The sequence below is a fragment of the Sphingomonas sp. genome (assembly GCF_026460985.1).
In the GTDB taxonomy this organism is placed as follows: Bacteria; Pseudomonadota; Alphaproteobacteria; order Sphingomonadales; family Sphingomonadaceae; genus Sphingomonas.
Map to the genome: position 1 here is coordinate 11,660 of NZ_JAPKNM010000054.1, position 16,397 is coordinate 28,056.

General features: G+C 66.7%; 13 protein-coding genes and 1 tRNA gene. 10 read left to right on the forward strand and 4 right to left on the reverse strand.

Going from position 1 to position 16,397, the window contains the following annotated elements; all coding sequences use genetic code 11:
* Positions 1-49 precede the first annotated feature (49 nt).
* The 6 genes from moaA to MT490_RS08880 all read left to right on the forward strand — a co-directional run bounded on the left by moaA (position 50) and on the right by MT490_RS08880 (position 8,432).
* Positions 50-1,063 carry a GTP 3',8-cyclase MoaA gene (gene moaA, locus MT490_RS08855; RefSeq protein ID WP_297386126.1) on the forward strand — a complete coding sequence of 338 codons (1,014 nt, stop codon included), beginning with the start codon at positions 50-52 and terminating at the stop codon, positions 1,061-1,063.
* A complete protein-coding gene (locus tag MT490_RS08860) occupies positions 1,060-1,827 on the forward strand; it encodes an NAD kinase (RefSeq protein ID WP_297386128.1) in 768 nt (255 codons plus the stop codon). Before moaA ends, MT490_RS08860 begins: the two co-directional genes overlap by 4 nt.
* 76 nt (positions 1,828-1,903) lie before the next feature.
* A tRNA-Asn gene (locus tag MT490_RS08865) sits at positions 1,904-1,978 on the forward strand.
* A gap of 158 nt (positions 1,979-2,136) precedes the next feature.
* Positions 2,137-4,500 carry a TonB-dependent receptor gene (locus tag MT490_RS08870; RefSeq protein ID WP_297386130.1) on the forward strand — a complete coding sequence of 788 codons (2,364 nt, stop codon included), beginning with the start codon at positions 2,137-2,139 and terminating at the stop codon, positions 4,498-4,500.
* Between the two features lie 189 nt (positions 4,501-4,689).
* On the forward strand, positions 4,690-7,341 hold the full coding sequence (locus MT490_RS08875) for a TonB-dependent receptor (protein ID WP_297386132.1): 2,652 nt from the start codon (positions 4,690-4,692) through the stop codon (positions 7,339-7,341).
* Entirely contained in the window at positions 7,341-8,432 is a 1,092-nt protein-coding gene (locus MT490_RS08880) for a Ca2+-dependent phosphoinositide-specific phospholipase C (RefSeq protein WP_297386134.1), read from the forward strand. Before MT490_RS08875 ends, MT490_RS08880 begins: the two co-directional genes overlap by 1 nt.
* Before the next feature lie 11 nt (positions 8,433-8,443).
* Here the strand turns inward: MT490_RS08880 and MT490_RS08885 are convergent, their stop codons facing one another.
* Entirely contained in the window at positions 8,444-8,650 is a 207-nt protein-coding gene (locus MT490_RS08885) for a KTSC domain-containing protein (RefSeq protein WP_297386136.1), read from the reverse strand.
* An 83-nt stretch (positions 8,651-8,733) separates the two neighbouring features.
* Here MT490_RS08885 and MT490_RS08890 point away from each other — a divergent pair, with 83 nt between their 5' ends.
* The 3 genes from MT490_RS08890 (at position 8,734) to MT490_RS08900 (ending at position 10,988) form a co-directional block, all read left to right on the forward strand.
* Positions 8,734-9,750 (forward strand): adenosine deaminase, encoded by a 1,017-nt coding sequence (locus MT490_RS08890; protein WP_297386138.1) that lies wholly within the window; start codon positions 8,734-8,736, stop codon positions 9,748-9,750.
* Positions 9,747-10,268, forward strand: coding sequence for a phosphoribosyltransferase family protein (locus MT490_RS08895; protein WP_297386140.1), 522 nt, complete (start codon positions 9,747-9,749; stop codon positions 10,266-10,268). The genes MT490_RS08890 and MT490_RS08895 overlap by 4 nt, the downstream gene beginning before the upstream one ends.
* A gap of 132 nt (positions 10,269-10,400) precedes the next feature.
* Positions 10,401-10,988, forward strand: coding sequence for a hypothetical protein (locus MT490_RS08900; protein WP_297386142.1), 588 nt, complete (start codon positions 10,401-10,403; stop codon positions 10,986-10,988).
* A gap of 48 nt (positions 10,989-11,036) precedes the next feature.
* Here MT490_RS08900 and secA read toward each other — a convergent pair whose 3' ends face one another.
* The 3 genes from secA to MT490_RS08915 form a co-directional block, all read right to left on the reverse strand.
* Entirely contained in the window at positions 11,037-13,781 is a 2,745-nt protein-coding gene (gene secA / locus MT490_RS08905; RefSeq protein WP_297386143.1) for a preprotein translocase subunit SecA, read from the reverse strand.
* Positions 13,782-13,897: 116 nt separating this feature from the next.
* The gene (locus MT490_RS08910) at positions 13,898-14,158 is read right to left on the reverse strand and encodes a hypothetical protein (RefSeq protein ID WP_297386145.1); all 261 of its coding nucleotides are present in this window, start codon (positions 14,156-14,158) and stop codon (positions 13,898-13,900) included.
* A gap of 768 nt (positions 14,159-14,926) precedes the next feature.
* Positions 14,927-15,094: a hypothetical protein gene (locus MT490_RS08915; protein ID WP_297386148.1), complete on the reverse strand. Its 168-nt coding sequence runs from the start codon at positions 15,092-15,094 to the stop codon at positions 14,927-14,929.
* A gap of 82 nt (positions 15,095-15,176) precedes the next feature.
* Between MT490_RS08915 and argJ the strand changes: the two genes are divergently transcribed.
* Positions 15,177-16,397, forward strand: coding sequence for a bifunctional glutamate N-acetyltransferase/amino-acid acetyltransferase ArgJ (gene argJ / locus MT490_RS08920; RefSeq protein ID WP_297386151.1), 1,221 nt, complete (start codon positions 15,177-15,179; stop codon positions 16,395-16,397).

The following is a 16,397-nucleotide window of genomic DNA, read 5'->3' on the forward strand; positions in this document are numbered from 1 at the left end:
CGCCATCCGGAGGGTTGTTTGGCCGCGCACAAGCTCCTACCCCGGCATCATGGCCAGCGTCTCTGTGCACAGCGCCGACAAATTGGTGGACCGGCACGGCCGGGCGATCAGCTATTTGCGGATCTCGGTCACCGATCGCTGCGACCTGCGCTGCCGCTATTGCATGGCCGAGGAGATGACTTTCCTGCCGCGCGACGCGCTGCTCAGCCTCGAGGAGATCGCGCTGATCGCCGAGCGGTTCATCGCGCGCGGCGTACGGAAGATCCGCCTGACCGGTGGCGAACCGCTGGTCCGGCGCGACATGATCGAGCTCGCCCATCGTCTCGGCCGGCAGCTCGGCGCAGGACTCGACGAACTCACCCTCACCACCAACGGCACCCGGCTGGCGCAGCATGCCGAGGATCTGTTCGCCGCGGGCATGCGCCGAATCAACGTGAGCCTCGACAGCCGCGATCCCGAGCGGTTCCGCCACATCACGCGCCACGGCGACGTCGCGAAGGTGCTCGGCGGGATCAAGGCGGCCAAGGCGGCGGGGTTGCGGATCAAGGTCAACATGGTCGCGCTGAAGGGTCTCAACGAGGACGAGATCGCGCCGATGCTCGCCTGGGCAGCCGATCAGGGCCACGACCTCACGCTGATCGAGACGATGCCGCTCGGCCGGATCGACGAGGACCGCGCCGATCGCTTCCTGCCCCTCCCCCGCGTTCTCGCCGACCTCCAGGACCATTTCGACCTTTCCCCGGACGACCATCGCACCGGCGGCCCCGCGCGCTATTGGCGGCTGGCGGGCACGGGCACGCGCCTGGGGCTGATCTCGCCGCTCACCGGCAATTTCTGCGCGAGCTGCAACCGCGTCCGCCTCTCCACTGACGGCAGGCTTCACATGTGCCTCGGCCATGAGGATTCGGTCGATCTCAAGGCGGCGATTCGCGGTGGCGGGCTCGCCGAGGTCGATGCGCGGATCACCGAGGCGCTCGAGCTAAAGCCCGCCGCGCATGACTTCCACATCGCCGCCGGCGCGGCGCCCGCTGTCGCGCGCCACATGAGCGTCACCGGCGGATGACGGCACGCGCATTGCTCGCATCGCCGACGCCGCCGGCCCAGGTCGCGGCCGAGGAGCTTCGCCGCGCCTATGACTGGGTGCCGCTCGACGAGGCCGAGCAGGTCGTCGCATTGGGCGGCGACGGCTTCATGCTCCAGACGCTCCATGCGATGCTCGAGCGCCGCCGGATCATCCCCGTCTTCGGGATGAACCTCGGCACGATAGGCTTCCTGATGAACGACTGGCGGCTCGAGGGGCTCGACGAGCGCCTCGTCCGCGCCAAGCCGTTCCGGGTCTCGCCGCTCAGCATGACCGCGACGACGGTCGACGGCGAGCAATGCGTGCTGCCCGCGATCAACGAAGTCTCGCTGCTCCGCGAGACGCGCCAGACCGCCAAGCTCGAAGTCACCGTCAACGATCGCGTCGTGCTCGAGGAGCTCGTCGCCGACGGCATGCTGGTCGCTACTCCTGCTGGCTCGACCGCGTACAATCTCTCCGCCAACGGCCCGATCCTGCCGCTCGGCTCGGCGCTGCTCGCCTTGACGCCGATCAGCCCCTTCCGCCCGCGGCGCTGGCGCGGGGCGATCCTCCCCGAGAAGACCCGGATCGGCATCCGCGTGCTGGAGGCCGACAAGCGTCCGGTCAGCGCCGTCGCCGACCAGCGCGAGATCCGCGAAGTCGCGCAGGTCCATGTCGCGATCGACCATATGCGCGACCTCACTTTGCTGTTCGATCCGGAGCATGCGCTCGACGATCGCATAACGATGGAACAATTCATCGCCTGACCCCCTTGCAATCCCGAGAATCGCGCTGCTATAGGGCCGCCTCCGCAGCGGCTCAGGCCGCCGAAGAAGCCGGTATTCCCCGATAGCTCAGCGGTAGAGCTCTCGACTGTTAATCGAGCGGCCGTTGGTTCGAATCCAACTCGGGGAGCCACTTCAAACCATCGGACATATTCGGTTTTCTGGCATCGATAGCGGCGCGCTTCGCGCGAGTGGGCGATTTTTCCGCTCCGTCACCACATCGTAACGCCCGGGTAACGGCCGCGAAACGGCGAACGGCCAGGGCCCCCTTTCAACCAAAAGGGGGTCATCATGATTTCGCGTATCTCGTTCGGCGCCGGGCTTCTGGCATCCGCTTCACTCTGGGCCATGCCGGCTCTCGCCCAGGCATCGGTGCAGGATCCCGCGGCGGAAGCCCGCGACGGCAACGAAGTCATCGTGACCGCACAGAAGATCGAGCAGCGCGCGCAGGACGTGCCAATCACCGTCTCCGCGGTCACCGGCGAGCGCATCGCCGAGCTCGGCATCGGGGATCTGGACGAGCTCTCCAACTATGTTCCTGGGCTCAACATCCAGGAGCAGAGCGCCAACAACCCGGGTATCGTCATCCGCGGCATCACGTCCGATTCGGGCTCGGCGCAGCAGGGTCCGCGCGTGACGCTCTATTACAACGGTATCGACATCTCGCGTTCGCGCGGGTCGTACCAGGCGATCTACGATCTCGAGCGCGTCGAGGTGATCAAGGGCCCGCAGGCGACCCTGTTCGGTACCGCCTCGGCGGTGGGCGCGATCAGCCTCACCTCCGCGCGGCCGAAGCCGGGTTTCTCGGGCGCGCTCACCGGTGGCTACGGCAATTACGATCAGACCCTGCTCTCGGGCTTCGTCAATCTCGGCAACGACGTGATCGCGGGCCGCGTCGCGTTCGAGTGGAAGACGCGCAACGGCTATGTCGAGAATCTCTCGCCGCGCCAGGAGGAGGATCTCTACGCGCAGGACCAGCTCGGCATCCGCACCTCGCTGCGCTATACGCCGACCGACGCGATCACCGTCGACCTGATCGGCACCTATGACCGCCAGCGCAACGGCGGTACGCCCTTCGTCTCGCGCGCATTGCCGACCGAGGACGGCCCCGGCGATCCGTTCGGCCGCGCGAATCTGGGCGGCTCGCCGCTCTCGGAGCAGGTGCTGGGCGACGACCAGCTCGGCCTGAACCGCGACGTCTACGACCTCAACCTCACCGCCAGCTACGATTTCGCCGACGGCTGGAACTTCACCACGGTGAACGGCTATCGCGAGTTCGACAGCCGCGAAGTGTTCGATGCCGACGGCTCGGCCGCCTGGTGGCTCGAATTCGCCGAGATCGCGCAGGGATGGCAAGCCAGCCACGAGAGCCGCTTCACCTATAGCGACTCGCATTGGCGCGCGTCCTTCGGCTGGAACCTGTTCACCGAGGACAGCCTCCAGAACGTTCCGCTGTCGTCCGAGGAAGGCATCTTCATCCAGTGCCTGACGCGCGCGCTGCCGCTCGGCTGCATCAACGCCAGTGGCGTGGTGACCGCCGCCGCGGCGACCTCGACCATCACCGGCGGCGCGCGGACGCAGATTCCCTATGCCTCGGTCTTCGAGAACCAGGGCAGGAACGACAGCTATTCGATGTTCGCCGACGCGACCTGGATCCCGGTGCCCTCGCTCGAGATCACCGCGGGCGTGCGGTTCCTGATCGAGCAGCGCAAGTCCGGCTACCGCGCCGATGTGCCGGTGCCGGTGCTGCCCGGCCTGCTGCCCGCGCCGCTCCGCGCGCAGCTGCTCGCCGCGCTGCCCAGCCTCGCGGTTTCGCTGGTGCCGGGCCAGGTCGATACCCGCGGGCAGACCTTCACCGCGAAGCGCAGCTTCTCGGCGGTGCTGCCGCGCTTCAACCTGCTCTATCGCCTCACTCCGGACGTGAACGTCTATGCGACGATCTCCAAGGGGCGGCGCTCGCCGGTCGTCCAGCTGAACGCGGCCCGCGTCGGCGGCGCGCCCGTGCCCAACCTCCAGCTCGTGCCCGAGGAAGTCGTCTGGAACTATGAGGGCGGCGTCAAGGCCAGCTCCGGGATCGTCTCGGGCTCGCTCGGCGTCTTCTACCAGAAATATGACGGCTTCCAGGTCAGCGTCGTCCAGCCCAACGGCACGTCGATCACGCAGAGCGCGGGCAAGGCGAGCAACCTCGGCGTCGAGGCCGAGCTGACCGTGCGCCCGGCGTCGTGGCTGAGCCTGTTCGGCAATGTCGGCTGGATCGACGGCGGGGTCGACAAGAACAACAGCTTCGCCCCGGCCTTTTCGGGCGCGCGCTTCCGGCTGCAGCCCGAATGGCAGGCCGCGGCCGGCTTCACGATCGACGCGCCGGTCGGAGATGGCATGCGGGTCTTCGCGACCCCCAGCGTGACCCACCGCAGCCGCATCTATTTCGAGCTGCCGAACCGCTCGGCGATCTCGCAGGGGCCGGTGACGCTGGTGAACGCGCGTGCCGGCATCAGCTTCGCCGACGACCACTACGAGCTCGCCGGGTTCATCCGGAACGCCTTCGACGAGGATTATCTGCTCGATGCGGGCAACACCGGCGGCAGCTTCGGCGTCCCGACCTTCATTCCGGCCGAGCCGCGCTTCTACGGCGCGCAGCTGACGGCGCGCTTCTGAGCGGGCGGTGTGGCGAGTGCCCGGGGCCATGATCCCATGGCCCCGGGCACTCGCCGCTCCGGCGGCGCAGAGTCATAAAGTCGCCCGCGACATTAAACGGCTCTGCAACGATCACGCCGCCAAACCGCAATAGCGCGACCCTATTGGCGGCCCCGCCGGCCATCTCTGGCCTCGGGGAGAAAATACGAAATGTCGCGCTATTCCCGCCTGCTTCGGGCGACGCTGCCGTTCACCATGCTCGCACTGGGCCTCGCGCCCGCCGCTCGCGCGCAGACCGCCGATCCGCAAGCGCCCAGCGCCACCGACGCCCAGAGCGAGGGCGGCGAGGAAATCGTCGTCACCGGCTCCTATGCGCAGAGCCTCGCGGCGGCGACCGAGACCAAGCGCCAGGCCGCCTACGGGGTCGACTCGATCAACTCGACCGACATCGGCAAATTCCCCACCCAGAACGTCGCCGAGGCGCTCCAGCTCGTCACCGGCGTCGCGATCACGCGTCCGCGCGGCGAAGGCCTGTACGTCAGCGTGCGCGGACTCGGGCCGCAGTTCCAGAGCACCCTGCTCAACGGCCGCTCGGTCGCGATCAACGATCTGATCGAGAATGGCGGCGCTGCCGGCCGCCAGTTCCGCTTCGAGATGCTGCCCGCCGAATTCGTCTCGCAGATCGACGTGGTGAAGACCCCGACCGCCGACATGACCGAGGGCGCGCTGGGCGGCAATATCGACGTCAGGACCTTCCGCCCGCTCGACGTCGGCACCAAGACCACGCTCAACCTGCGCGGCACCTACACGACGATGACCGAGAAGGTGAAGCCGAACGCCACGCTGCTGCACAGCGCCACGACTGGCGACGGCACCTTCGGCATCCTCGCCGGCGCGCAATATTGGGCCAAGTCGGTCCGCAATGATCGCTGGTACAATACCGGCTGGACGCTCGATCGGTTCAGCTCGGTGCTCGGCACCGGTTATTACACGCCCACCCGCACCCGCCCGACGATCGAGACCGAGGAGCGCAAGCGCGTCTCGGGGCTGATCTCGGCGCAGTGGCGCCCCTCGCCCGAGCTCGAGACCACGCTCGACGTGCTCGGAACGCGGCTCGACGTCGCCTATGACGAGTTCGGCCTCGACATCTATCCCGACGACACCAGCGTCGCGGGGCATCGTCCGGTGCTGGTGCCTGGATCCTACACGCTCGACGGCAACACCGTCGTCGCCGCGACGATCAACGACGTGCGCTTCATGGCGTCGCGCGAATACAGCCTCAACCGCCACGATCTCGTCAGCGTGGGCCTCAAGCAGCTGTGGAAGCCCGAGGGCTGGAACGTCTCGGCCAATATCAACTGGTCCTACGCGCACAGCTTCCACCCCAGCTATGCCGAAGGCACGGTGCGCAGCCGGATGATGTTCTTCGCGCCGCTGACCTATGATTCGTCGGGCGGGTACAAGGTGATCCCGACCTTCACCACCCCGGTCGACCCGACCAACGCCTCGAACTACGTCCTCTATCCGTTCAACATCGCGCCCAAGAACAGCAAGGACTGGGACTGGTACGCCCGGCTCGACGTCGGTCACGACATGGACGGTTTCCTCAGCAAGATCGCGGCCGGCGGCGAATATCACTGGCGCAAGCGTGACTATTGGCGCCGCGACTTCACGGTGAACCCGGGCCAGGTCCCGGTGACCAGCTTCGCGCCGGACGGCATCGAGCAACTCCCATACGACGACTTCCTGAGCGATGTGCCCGGCAATGCGCCGCGCAAATGGCTCGTGCCGATCACCAGCGCCTTCTACGACAGGCTGTTCACTCCCGCGGTGGCCAACGCCCCGCTCGCCCCGGGGGACATGCGCGCCTCCTATGTCGTCACCGAGAAGACCGCGAGCGCCTATCTGCGCGCCGACTATGCCTTCCCGCTCGGCGGGATCGACGTGACCGGCAATATCGGCGTCCGCTACGTCCACACCGATCAGGTGGCGAGTGGCACGCTGACGATCGGCACCACGCCGACCCCGGCGAGCTTCCCCAAGACCTTCAACAACTGGCTGCCGAGCTTCAACCTGCGCGCCGAGCTGAGCCCAACCCTGGTCGCGCGCCTCGCCGCCAGCCGCGTGCTCACCCGCCCGAACGTCACCCAGAGCGCGCCGCAGATCAGCGTGTCGACCGACGCGCCGACGGGGAGCGGCGGCAATCCCGAGCTGGTGCCCTTCCTCGCCACACAGTTCGACGCCTCGCTCGAATGGTATTTCAACCGCAAGGGCTCGCTCACCGGCGCTCTGTTCTACAAGGCGATGGACAATTACATCACCGCGCAGAACATCAATGTCGAGATCCCGGGCCGCGGCACGATCCTGCTGAGCACGCAGGTCAATGGCGGCGACGCCAAGGTCTATGGCGCCGAATTCGCCTACAACCAAGTGTTCACTTTCCTACCCAAGCCGCTGGATGGACTTGGTTTCCAGGCGTCGTACACCCACACGTCGGTCCAGGCGAACTACACGGCGGGCGCGCGTACGATCAAGGATCAGCTGATCGGCCTGTCGAAGAACAGCTTCAACCTGGTCGGCTTCTACGATTACGGTCCGGTCTCGGCGCGGCTTTCCTATGTCTGGCGCGACAAATATCTGGCGGGCACCGGCAGCACCACGCAGACGCCGGGCTATGTCGACGCGTTCGGCTCGCTGGACGGCAATCTCTCGTTCCGCGTGACCGACAAGACCATGCTGAGCCTCGAGGCGATCAACATCGCCGACGCGCGGCAGTACAGCTACAATGACGATCCGCTGCGCTACAACGAGATCCATTATTGGGGCCGGACGATCCTGTTCGGCATTCGGACGGAGTTCTGATGCTGAAGGGTCTCCTTGCTGTCGCTGCGCTGGCTTCGGCCGGCGCGGCGGCCACGCCGCAGGCGATGAACGACATCCAGGTCGTCGGCTCGCACAACAGCTTCAAGACGCGCATCCCCGCGGCGGTGATGGCGAAGATACGCGAAGCCGATCCCAAATCGGCCGACGGGCTCGATTACTACCATGTCCCGCTGTCGAAGCAGTTCGACGCGGGCGTGCGTCAGATCGAGCTCGACGTCTTCGTCGATCCCGAGGGCGGCCGCTACGCCGATCCCAAGGGTGAGGCCTTGGCGCGCGCGGCGGGTGAGCGCACCGGGTTCGATCGCGCGGCGATGCTGAAGCCCGGCTTCAAGGTCTTCCACATCCCCGATATCGACTATCTGAGCAGTTGCCCGACCCTGGTCGGCTGCCTCCGGGAGATCGACCGGTGGTCGCGGGCGCATCCCAATCATCTCCCGATCATGATCACCATCAACGCCGCCGATACGCCCTCGGGCCGGCCGGGGATCGCCAGCCCCCTGTCGCTCGCCGACAAGCCGTTGCTCGACGCGCTCGACGGCGAGATCCGCTCGGTACTGCCGGGCAAGCGCCTGATCACCCCGGACGAAGTGCGCGGCACTGCGCCGACGTTGCGCGAGGCGGTGCGCAGCCGCGGCTGGCCTTCGCTGGCGGCGGCCCGTGGCCGGATCTTCATCCTGCTCGACGTCCGCGCGGCGGTGTCCGACGTCTATCGCGCCGGGCATCCCTCGCTCGCGGGCCGGGCGATGTTCGGCTGGTATCCCGACGACCAGCCCGAGGCGGCGATCCAGATCGTGCAAGATCCGCTGGTCGACGGCGAGAAGATCCGCAGATGGGTGCGCGAGGGCGTGATCGTGCGGACCCGCACCGACGCCAATACAGTCGAGGCACGCGCCCATGACTATGCCAAGGCCCGCGCCGCCATGGCGAGCGGCGCGCAGGCGATCAGCACCGATTACTATCCAGGCGCGCCCGATCCGCTGCGCCTCGGCTTCACGGTGACGCTGCCGGAAGGGGCGATGGCAAGGCGCAGTCCGGCGCGGATCATGGCGGGGTGCCGGCTTCGTCCGTGATCGCCTTCCATCTAGTCGGCGATTGACGCCCGGGTCCGGTGCTCGGTGAAGGCGAAATGGTCGCGGATGCGGCGGTTGAAATAACCGCCCTTCGAGAAGGCCTCGCGCATGCCCTTCGCCACGCGCAGCGGCACGTCGTGATAGGAATAGCGCTTGCCGCTGACGAAAATGATGTCGAGCCGGTGCTCGGCCGCGTCATAGTCCCATCTGCGGATCACGCTCGAAGGCATGGCGAGCAAACGCGTAGGTCCGCGCAGCGCTCCCGCTTGCGACTTTCCCTCTCCCCTGCGATGCTCCGGCGATGACCGATCTCGACGCCTTCATCGCCGGGCTGCCCAAGGCGGAGCTGCATCTCCATATCGAAGGTAGCCTCGAGCCCGAGCAGATGTTCGAATTCGCCCGGCGCAACAATGTCGCGATCCCCTTCGCCTCGGTCGAGGCGGTGCGTGCCGCCTATGATTTCTCGAACCTGCAGGACTTCCTCGACATCTATTATGCCGGGGCCGACGTGCTGCGTACCGAGGAGGATTTCCGCGACCTCGCGCTCGCCTATTTCGACCGCGCGGCTGCCGACGGCGTCGTCCATGCCGAGATCTTCTTCGATCCGCAGACGCACACGCATCGCGGCATCCCCTTCGGCGTCGTCGCCAACGGCCTGCTCGCCGGCATGGCCGAGGCCGAGGCGCGCCACGGGCTCACTTCGAAGCTCATCCTCTGCTTCCTGCGCCACCTCGACGAGGAGGACGCGTTCAAGACGCTCAGCCAGGCCCAGCCCTGGATCGACCGGATCGACGGCGTCGGGCTCGATTCGTCCGAAGTCGGCCATCCGCCGTCCAAGTTCGAGCGCGTCTTCACCGCGGCCGCGGCGATGGGCCTCAAGCGTGTCGCGCATGCCGGCGAAGAGGGACCGCCCGAATATGTCCAGGAAGCGCTCGACCTGCTCCATGTCGACCGGCTCGATCACGGCAATCGCAGCCTCGAGGATCCGGGGCTGGTCGCGCGTCTCGCGCGTTCGGGGATGACGCTCACCGTCTGCCCGCTCTCGAACGTCAAATTGTGCAACGTCGCGTCGATCGACATGCATCCGATCGACCGGATGCTGCGCCTGGGGCTGCGCGCGACGGTCAACTCGGACGATCCGGCATATTTCGGCGGCTATGTCGGGGACAATTACCGCGCCGTCGCGCGCGGACGGGCGCTCGATCGCGACGACCTCGTCACGCTCGCACGCAACAGCTTCCTCGGCTCGTTCCTGCCCGACGACGCAGTCGCGGCGCATCTCGCCAGGCTCGATGCCTATGTGGAGGCGCATTCGTGAGCGAGATCGTCTTCACCCCCTATCCGCATGACGAGATGGTCGCGGGGATCCATGCGCTCGCCGCTGCGATGGAGGCCGAAGGATGGCGGCCCGCGTTGCTGGTGGGAGTAGGCCGCGGCGGCCTCGCCCCCGGCGTCTATCTGTCGCACCGGATGAACCTGCCATTGGTCTCGATCGACCATTCGACCCGGATCGCGCCGTTCGGCGCCGAGCTGATCGCGGTGCTCGCCGCACGCACCCGTGCGGGCGAGCAGTTGCTGTTCGTCGAGGACATCAACGACAGCGGCCGCACGATCGGCGAGATCCGCGGCGCGCTCGCCGCCGAGGGTGCGATCGACGCGAACATCCGCTTCGCGGTGCTCATCGACAACACGCTCTCGGCACAGCGCGTCGACTATCGTGCGCGGACGATCGATCGCAGCCTTAACAAGGACTGGTTCATCTTTCCCTGGGAAGCGATGGCGCCGCGCGAGAAGCTCGCCCAGGAGGCCATGGAAGTGCCGGAGCGGATCGCCTGACCTTCCGTTCAGCCTCCATCAATCGCCGCAGTAGCACGATTCATCGCGTCCCCACGCGGGAGCCTTTCCCGGCTTGCGCGCGTTCGACTGGTGACCGGCATCTCCGCCCCTCGCCTAACTATCGGAGGAACCATGCTTAAAAGCATAATCCGGCGTCCGCGTATCCTGACGCTGGCCGCAGCATTGGCGGGCAGCGCAACGCTCGCCGGCTGCATGACCGCAACGCCCTATCAGCCGGCCACCGCCTCGTCGCGGATGGGCTATTGGGACGAGCAGATCGAGAGCAATCGTTTCCGCGTCAGCTTCGCGGGCAACAGCCTCACCGCTCGCGAGACGGTCGAGCGCTATCTGCTCTTCCGGGCGGCCGAGCTGACGGTGCAGAACGGCGCCGACCATTTCATCCTGGTCACCCGCGACACCGAGACCCGCACCGAAACCTTCCGCACGCCGGGCGCTTTCGGCCCGGGCCCCTGGGGCTATTGGAGCCCGTCATGGCGCTTCTACCGTCCGCGCTGGGGCTGGCGCAGCTACGATCCCTTCTGGGACGACCCCTTCTGGCGCGATCGCGACTGGGACTATCGTACCGTCCGCCAGTATGAGGCGACCGCGGAGATCGTCACCGGTCGCGGCCCCAAGCCGACCACCAACGTCCGCGCCTTCGACGCGCGCGAAGTGCTAAGCCGCCTCGGCCCGTCGATCCGGATGCCCGAGACGCGGTAACCTGCTTCCCCTCCCTGCAGCACGCAGGGAGGGGTTTTTCTTTGCCGCCTACGCCGTCAGCGCGCCGTGGCAGTGCTTGTACTTGCGGCCCGAGCCGCACGGACACGGCGCGTTGCGGCTGACCAGACCCTCCCACTGCGCCGGATCGGAGCCGAGATCCTCGCCCGAAGGCTGCGGAATCCCCATCTGCGGCAGCTGGTTGAACACCAGCCCCGCCGCGCCCGCGTCATAGTCGCCGCTATTGTCGCTGCCGGTCAGCGGATCGATGTGCGTGGTCAGGAAGTCGGGCAGTTCGGGCAGGTCCGGCGGCGGGGCCATGCGGAACTGCGCGAAGGCGAGCGTGCGCGTCACGTCCTCGCGGATGTTGTTCAACATCCGCTCGAACATCGCGAACGCCTCGTGCTTATACTCGTTGATCGGCGTCTTCTGTGCATAGGCGCGCAGGTGGACGACCTGGCGCAGCGCATCGAGCAGCGCGAGATGCTCTTTCCAGTGATGGTCGAGATTCTGGAGCAGGATCGACTTCTCGATCTGCGTCCAGGTCTCGGGATCGAGCTCGTCCGACTTGGCGGTGACCAGCGCGTCGGCCATCTCGCGGATGCGCTCCTCCACCTGTTCGGGCTCGAGCCCGTCCTCGGCGGCGATCCATTCGTCGACCGGCGCCTCGACCGCGAGCGTCGCGGCGACCTTTTCCTTGAGGCCGGCGACGTTCCACTGCTCGGGATAGCTATTGGGCGGGCACGCCTCGCCGACGATCGCGTTGACCGTCTCGAGCCGCATGTCGGCGACGACCTCGCCCACCGTCTCGGCGTCCATGATGTCGGCGCGCTGCTCGTAGATGACCTTGCGCTGATCGTTCATCACGTCGTCGTACTCGACGACCTGCTTGCGGATGTCGTAGTTGCGCGCCTCGACCTTCTTCTGGGCGGTCTCGATCGCCTTCGACAGCCATTTCGAGCCGATCGCCTCGCCGTCCTCGATGTTCGAGCGCATCATGCGGGCGAACAGGGTGTTCGAGCCGAAGATGCGCAGCAGATCGTCGTCGAGGCTCAGGTAGAAGCGGCTGAGGCCGGGATCGCCCTGGCGGCCCGAGCGGCCGCGCAGCTGGTTGTCGATGCGGCGGCTCTCGTGGCGCTCGGTGCCGAGCACGAACAGCCCGCCCGCCTCCTTCACGCGATCCTTCTCGGCCGCGATCTCGGCCTTGATCTGCTCGACCGCCGCGTCGCGCTCGGGGCCCTCGGGCATCTCGCCCAGTTCGTCATGGACTCGGAACTCGAGATTGCCGCCCAGCTGGATGTCGGTGCCGCGGCCCGCCATGTTGGTCGCGATCGTCACCGCGCCGAGCCGGCCCGCCTGCGCGACGATACCCGCTTCGAGCTCGTGGTGACGCGCATTGAGCACGGCATGCTCGACGCCTTCCTTCTTGAGGAATTCCGAGAGCATTTCCGACTTCTCGATCGAGACCGTGCCGACCAGCACCGGCTGGCCCTTGGCCGAATGCTCGCGGATCTTCTTGGCGATCGCGCCGAACTTCTCCTCGGTGGTCTTGTAGAACTCGTCCTCCTCGTCGACGCGGCTCACGGGGAGGTTGGTCGGGATAGAGACGACGTTCATCTTGTAGATGTCGAAGAATTCCGGCGCCTCGGTCGCGGCGGTGCCGGTCATGCCCGAGAGCTTGGGGTACATGCGGAAATAGTTCTGGAAGGTGATCGAGGCGAGCGTCTGGTTCTCCGGCTCGATCTGGACGCCTTCCTTGGCCTCCACGGCCTGGTGCAGGCCCTCGGACCAGCGGCGCCCGTCCATCATGCGGCCGGTGAACTCGTCGATGATGACGACCTTCCCTTCCTTCACGATGTAGTCGATGTCGCGCTTGAACATCACGTTCGCGCGCAGCGACTGGTTGAGGTGGTGCACCACCTGGGTGTTCTCGAAATCGTAGAGATTGGCGCCCTGGAGCAGCCCGGCGGCCTCGAGCATGCGCTCGACCCGCTCGGTGCCGTCCTCGGTGAGCACCACGGTGCGCTGCTTCTCGTCCTTCTCATAGTCGTCGGGCTTGAGCTGCTTCACGATGGCGTCGACGCCCATGTAGAGCTCGCTGCGGTCGTCGGTCGGGCCCGAGATGATCAGCGGGGTGCGCGCCTCGTCGATCAGGATCGAATCGACCTCGTCGACGATCGCGAAGTTGAACGGCCGCTGCGTCATCGACGCACGGTCGTACTTCATGTTGTCGCGCAGATAATCGAAGCCGAACTCGTTGTTCGTGCCGTAGGTGATGTCCGCGCCATAGGCCTCGCGGCGCTGCTCGTCGGTCAGGTTCGGGATGATCACGCCAGTGGTGAGGCCGAGGAAGCTGTACACCTGCGCCATCCACTCGGCGTCGCGCTTGGCGAGATAGTCGTTGACCGTGACGACGTGCACGCCGTCGCCCGGCAGCGCGTTCAGATAGGTCGCGAGCGTCGCGACCAGCGTCTTGCCCTCGCCGGTGCGCATCTCGGCGATCTCGCCGCGATGGAGCACGATGCCGCCGATCATCTGGACATCATAGTGGCGCTGGCCGAGCGTGCGCTTGGCCGCCTCACGCACCGTGGCGAAGGCTTCGGGGAGGATCGAATCGAGCTTCTCGCCGCCCGCCAGCCGCTCGCGGAAGAGGACCGTCTGGTTCGCGAGCGTCGCGTCGTCCATCGCCGAGATGGTGGGTTCGAACGCGTTGATCTTCTGGACGATCGCTCCGAGCGACTTGACGTAGCGTTCGTTCGAGGAGCCGAAAAGGGACTTGGCCAGGCCGCCGAGCATGGGATTTCCTGTCGTAATCTGATGTTGGTCCGGCAGGCGCGGCATGACTGCCCGGCGCCTGCATCAAGCGAAAGACGAAGATCGGGCGGCACGCCTGGGCGCGCCGCGCGCAAGCCTCACTCGAGCCGACGCTCGAAGGGCAGATAGGTTGCGGGAAGCGGCGCGCTTTCGCCCTGCCGCCACGCGGTCCGCTCGAGACTGACGCCTCGCGGAGCCGTAGCCGCGGGGATCGACCGCCGCGACGGGCTGACCGCCGCCTGCGCCACCTGCGCCGCCTGGACCACCGCGACGCCCTGCACCTGGCGCACCGCGCGCTCGCCCGAACCGCTACCGGTCAGGCTCGCGAACAACGCAGTCAGGAGAAGCAGCAGTTCCAAATCGGCTCTCTCAGCAAGAGGCAGCGACATAGTGTGCCGCTTGCCGTTCGTCTAATCAAAATGCTCCGCGCGCCAGACGTTCCCGCCACGGCGCCGGTTCCGGCCGCGCCGGAGACCGTGCTGCGGACGGCACAGCCGATCGTTTGACCCTGGTTGACCCAAATTGACTCGATCGCAGGGTTTTCGGTCGGAAGCGGCGGGTTTGCGCCGGGGAAACGGCGGGTTCGCGCCCGTGAAGCGACAATCGCGCGCCGCATGGGCGCCGCGCAAGCCACAGACACGCGGCGCCGGCGCGACACCTGCGCGCCCCGCATGCGCCCGGGTTGCGCCGATCACGCTTCGACTTGCGGCACATGCGCCATGCCCGCGCGATACCGACGCGACACCGCGTAATGACGGAGGATTCTGCCGCTTGCCCATGGCCAGAACAGAAGCAGATCAAATCCTACTTTGCCAGCGCCTTACGTGTCGGTGAGTTGAGGAGAAGCGGGTTCAGGCGCTGGCACTAGGTTGTATCGACATTCAGGCGAGCGAGGCCTTTCAATCCTCCCCCGCCAGGGGGAGGTGGCGCCGAAGGCGTCGGAGGGGGAGGTAAGCAGCGTCCTCTCTAATGGAGCGCAGTGATTCCGCCCCCTCCGTCACGCTGCGCGTGCCACCTCCCCCTGGCGGGGGAGGATAAAGAAGGCTGAATGTTGATATGACCTAACAGGCTCGGCCACGCATCCCGAAGCAAGGCTGAATGTCAATTCAACCTAAGAGTCTGATGTATCAAGCAGCAGGCCCAAATTTTCGATCCCAGCGTTCCTCGATTTCCTTGTCGGTCATCAATGGCGGGACGATCGATTCGTCCTCGGTGAGCAATCCGTTCCAAATGCCGAGCGTCGCAAGCCGACGAGCAACGATCTGCGCCTTCTTCGCTTGCGTCTTTTCCGTCATGCCGACACGCTAGGTTGGCCAAGCTACCTGGTCAAACGCTCCACGCTTTATTCGGGAAGCGCCAGCGGCTAGGCGCTTCACCATGGAACGTTCCCCGCTCGCCCTACCCTTCCCCGATCTCCCCGCCATCCCGGGCGTGACACCACGTATCGCCCGTGCGCGCTACAAGACCTGGGATCGCTGCGACCTGACCTTCGTCACGCTCGACGCCGACACCGCGGTGGCGGGCGTGCTCACGCAGAGCCGCTGCCCTTCGCCCGAAGTGGAATGGTGCCGCAAGGCGTTGGTGCTCGGCCAGGCGCGGGCGCTGGTGGTCAATGCCGGCAACTCCAACGCCTTCACCGGCGATCGCGGGCGCGCCGCGGTCGAGAATCTCGCGGCCAAGACCGCGCAGCATCTCGGCTGCGAGCCTTCGGACGTCTTCCTCGCCTCGACCGGGGTGATCGGCGTCCCCCTGCCGATCGACAAGAGCGAGGCCGGGCTCGCCGCCGCCTTCACGGCCGAGCCGTGCAGTTGGGAGGACGCCGCCGCGACGATCATGACCACCGACACCTTCGCCAAGGCGGCGGTGACGACCGCGGTGGTGGACGGGCGCACGGTCAATCTGGTCGGGATCATCAAGGGCTCGGGGATGATCGCGCCGGACATGGCGACGATGCTGGGTTTCGTCTTCACCGACGCCGCAGTTGCGCCCGAGTTTCTACAGGCGGCGCTGAACGACGCCAATCGCAGGAGTTTCTCCTGCATCACCGTCGACGGCGACACCTCGACGAGCGATACGATCCTCGCCTTCGCCACCGGCAAGGCGGGCAACGCACCGCTGACGGGCGACGATGACGCCGGCGCCGATGCCTTCCGCGCCGCATTGGCCGATCTCTGCCACCAGCTCGCCCTGCTCGTCGTCCGCGACGGCGAGGGCGCGCAGAAGCTGATCGAGATCATTGTCGAGGGCGCCGAGAGCGACCGCAGCGCGCACCGCATCGCCATGTCGATCGCCAATTCGCCGCTGGTGAAGACCGCGATCGCCGGCGAGGACGCGAACTGGGGCCGCGTCGTCATGGCAGTGGGCAAGGCCGGCGAGCCCGCCGAGCGCGACAAGCTCGCGATCCGCTTCGGCACGACGCAGGTGGCGCGGGGCGGCCTCGCGGTCGCGGGCTATGACGAGGCGCCGGTCGCCGCGCATCTCAAGGGCCAGGAGATCGAGATCGGCGTCGAGCTCGGCCTGGGCGAAGGCCGCGCCACCGTCTGGACCTGCGACCTCACCCACGGCTACATCTCGATCAACGCCGATTATCGGAGCTGA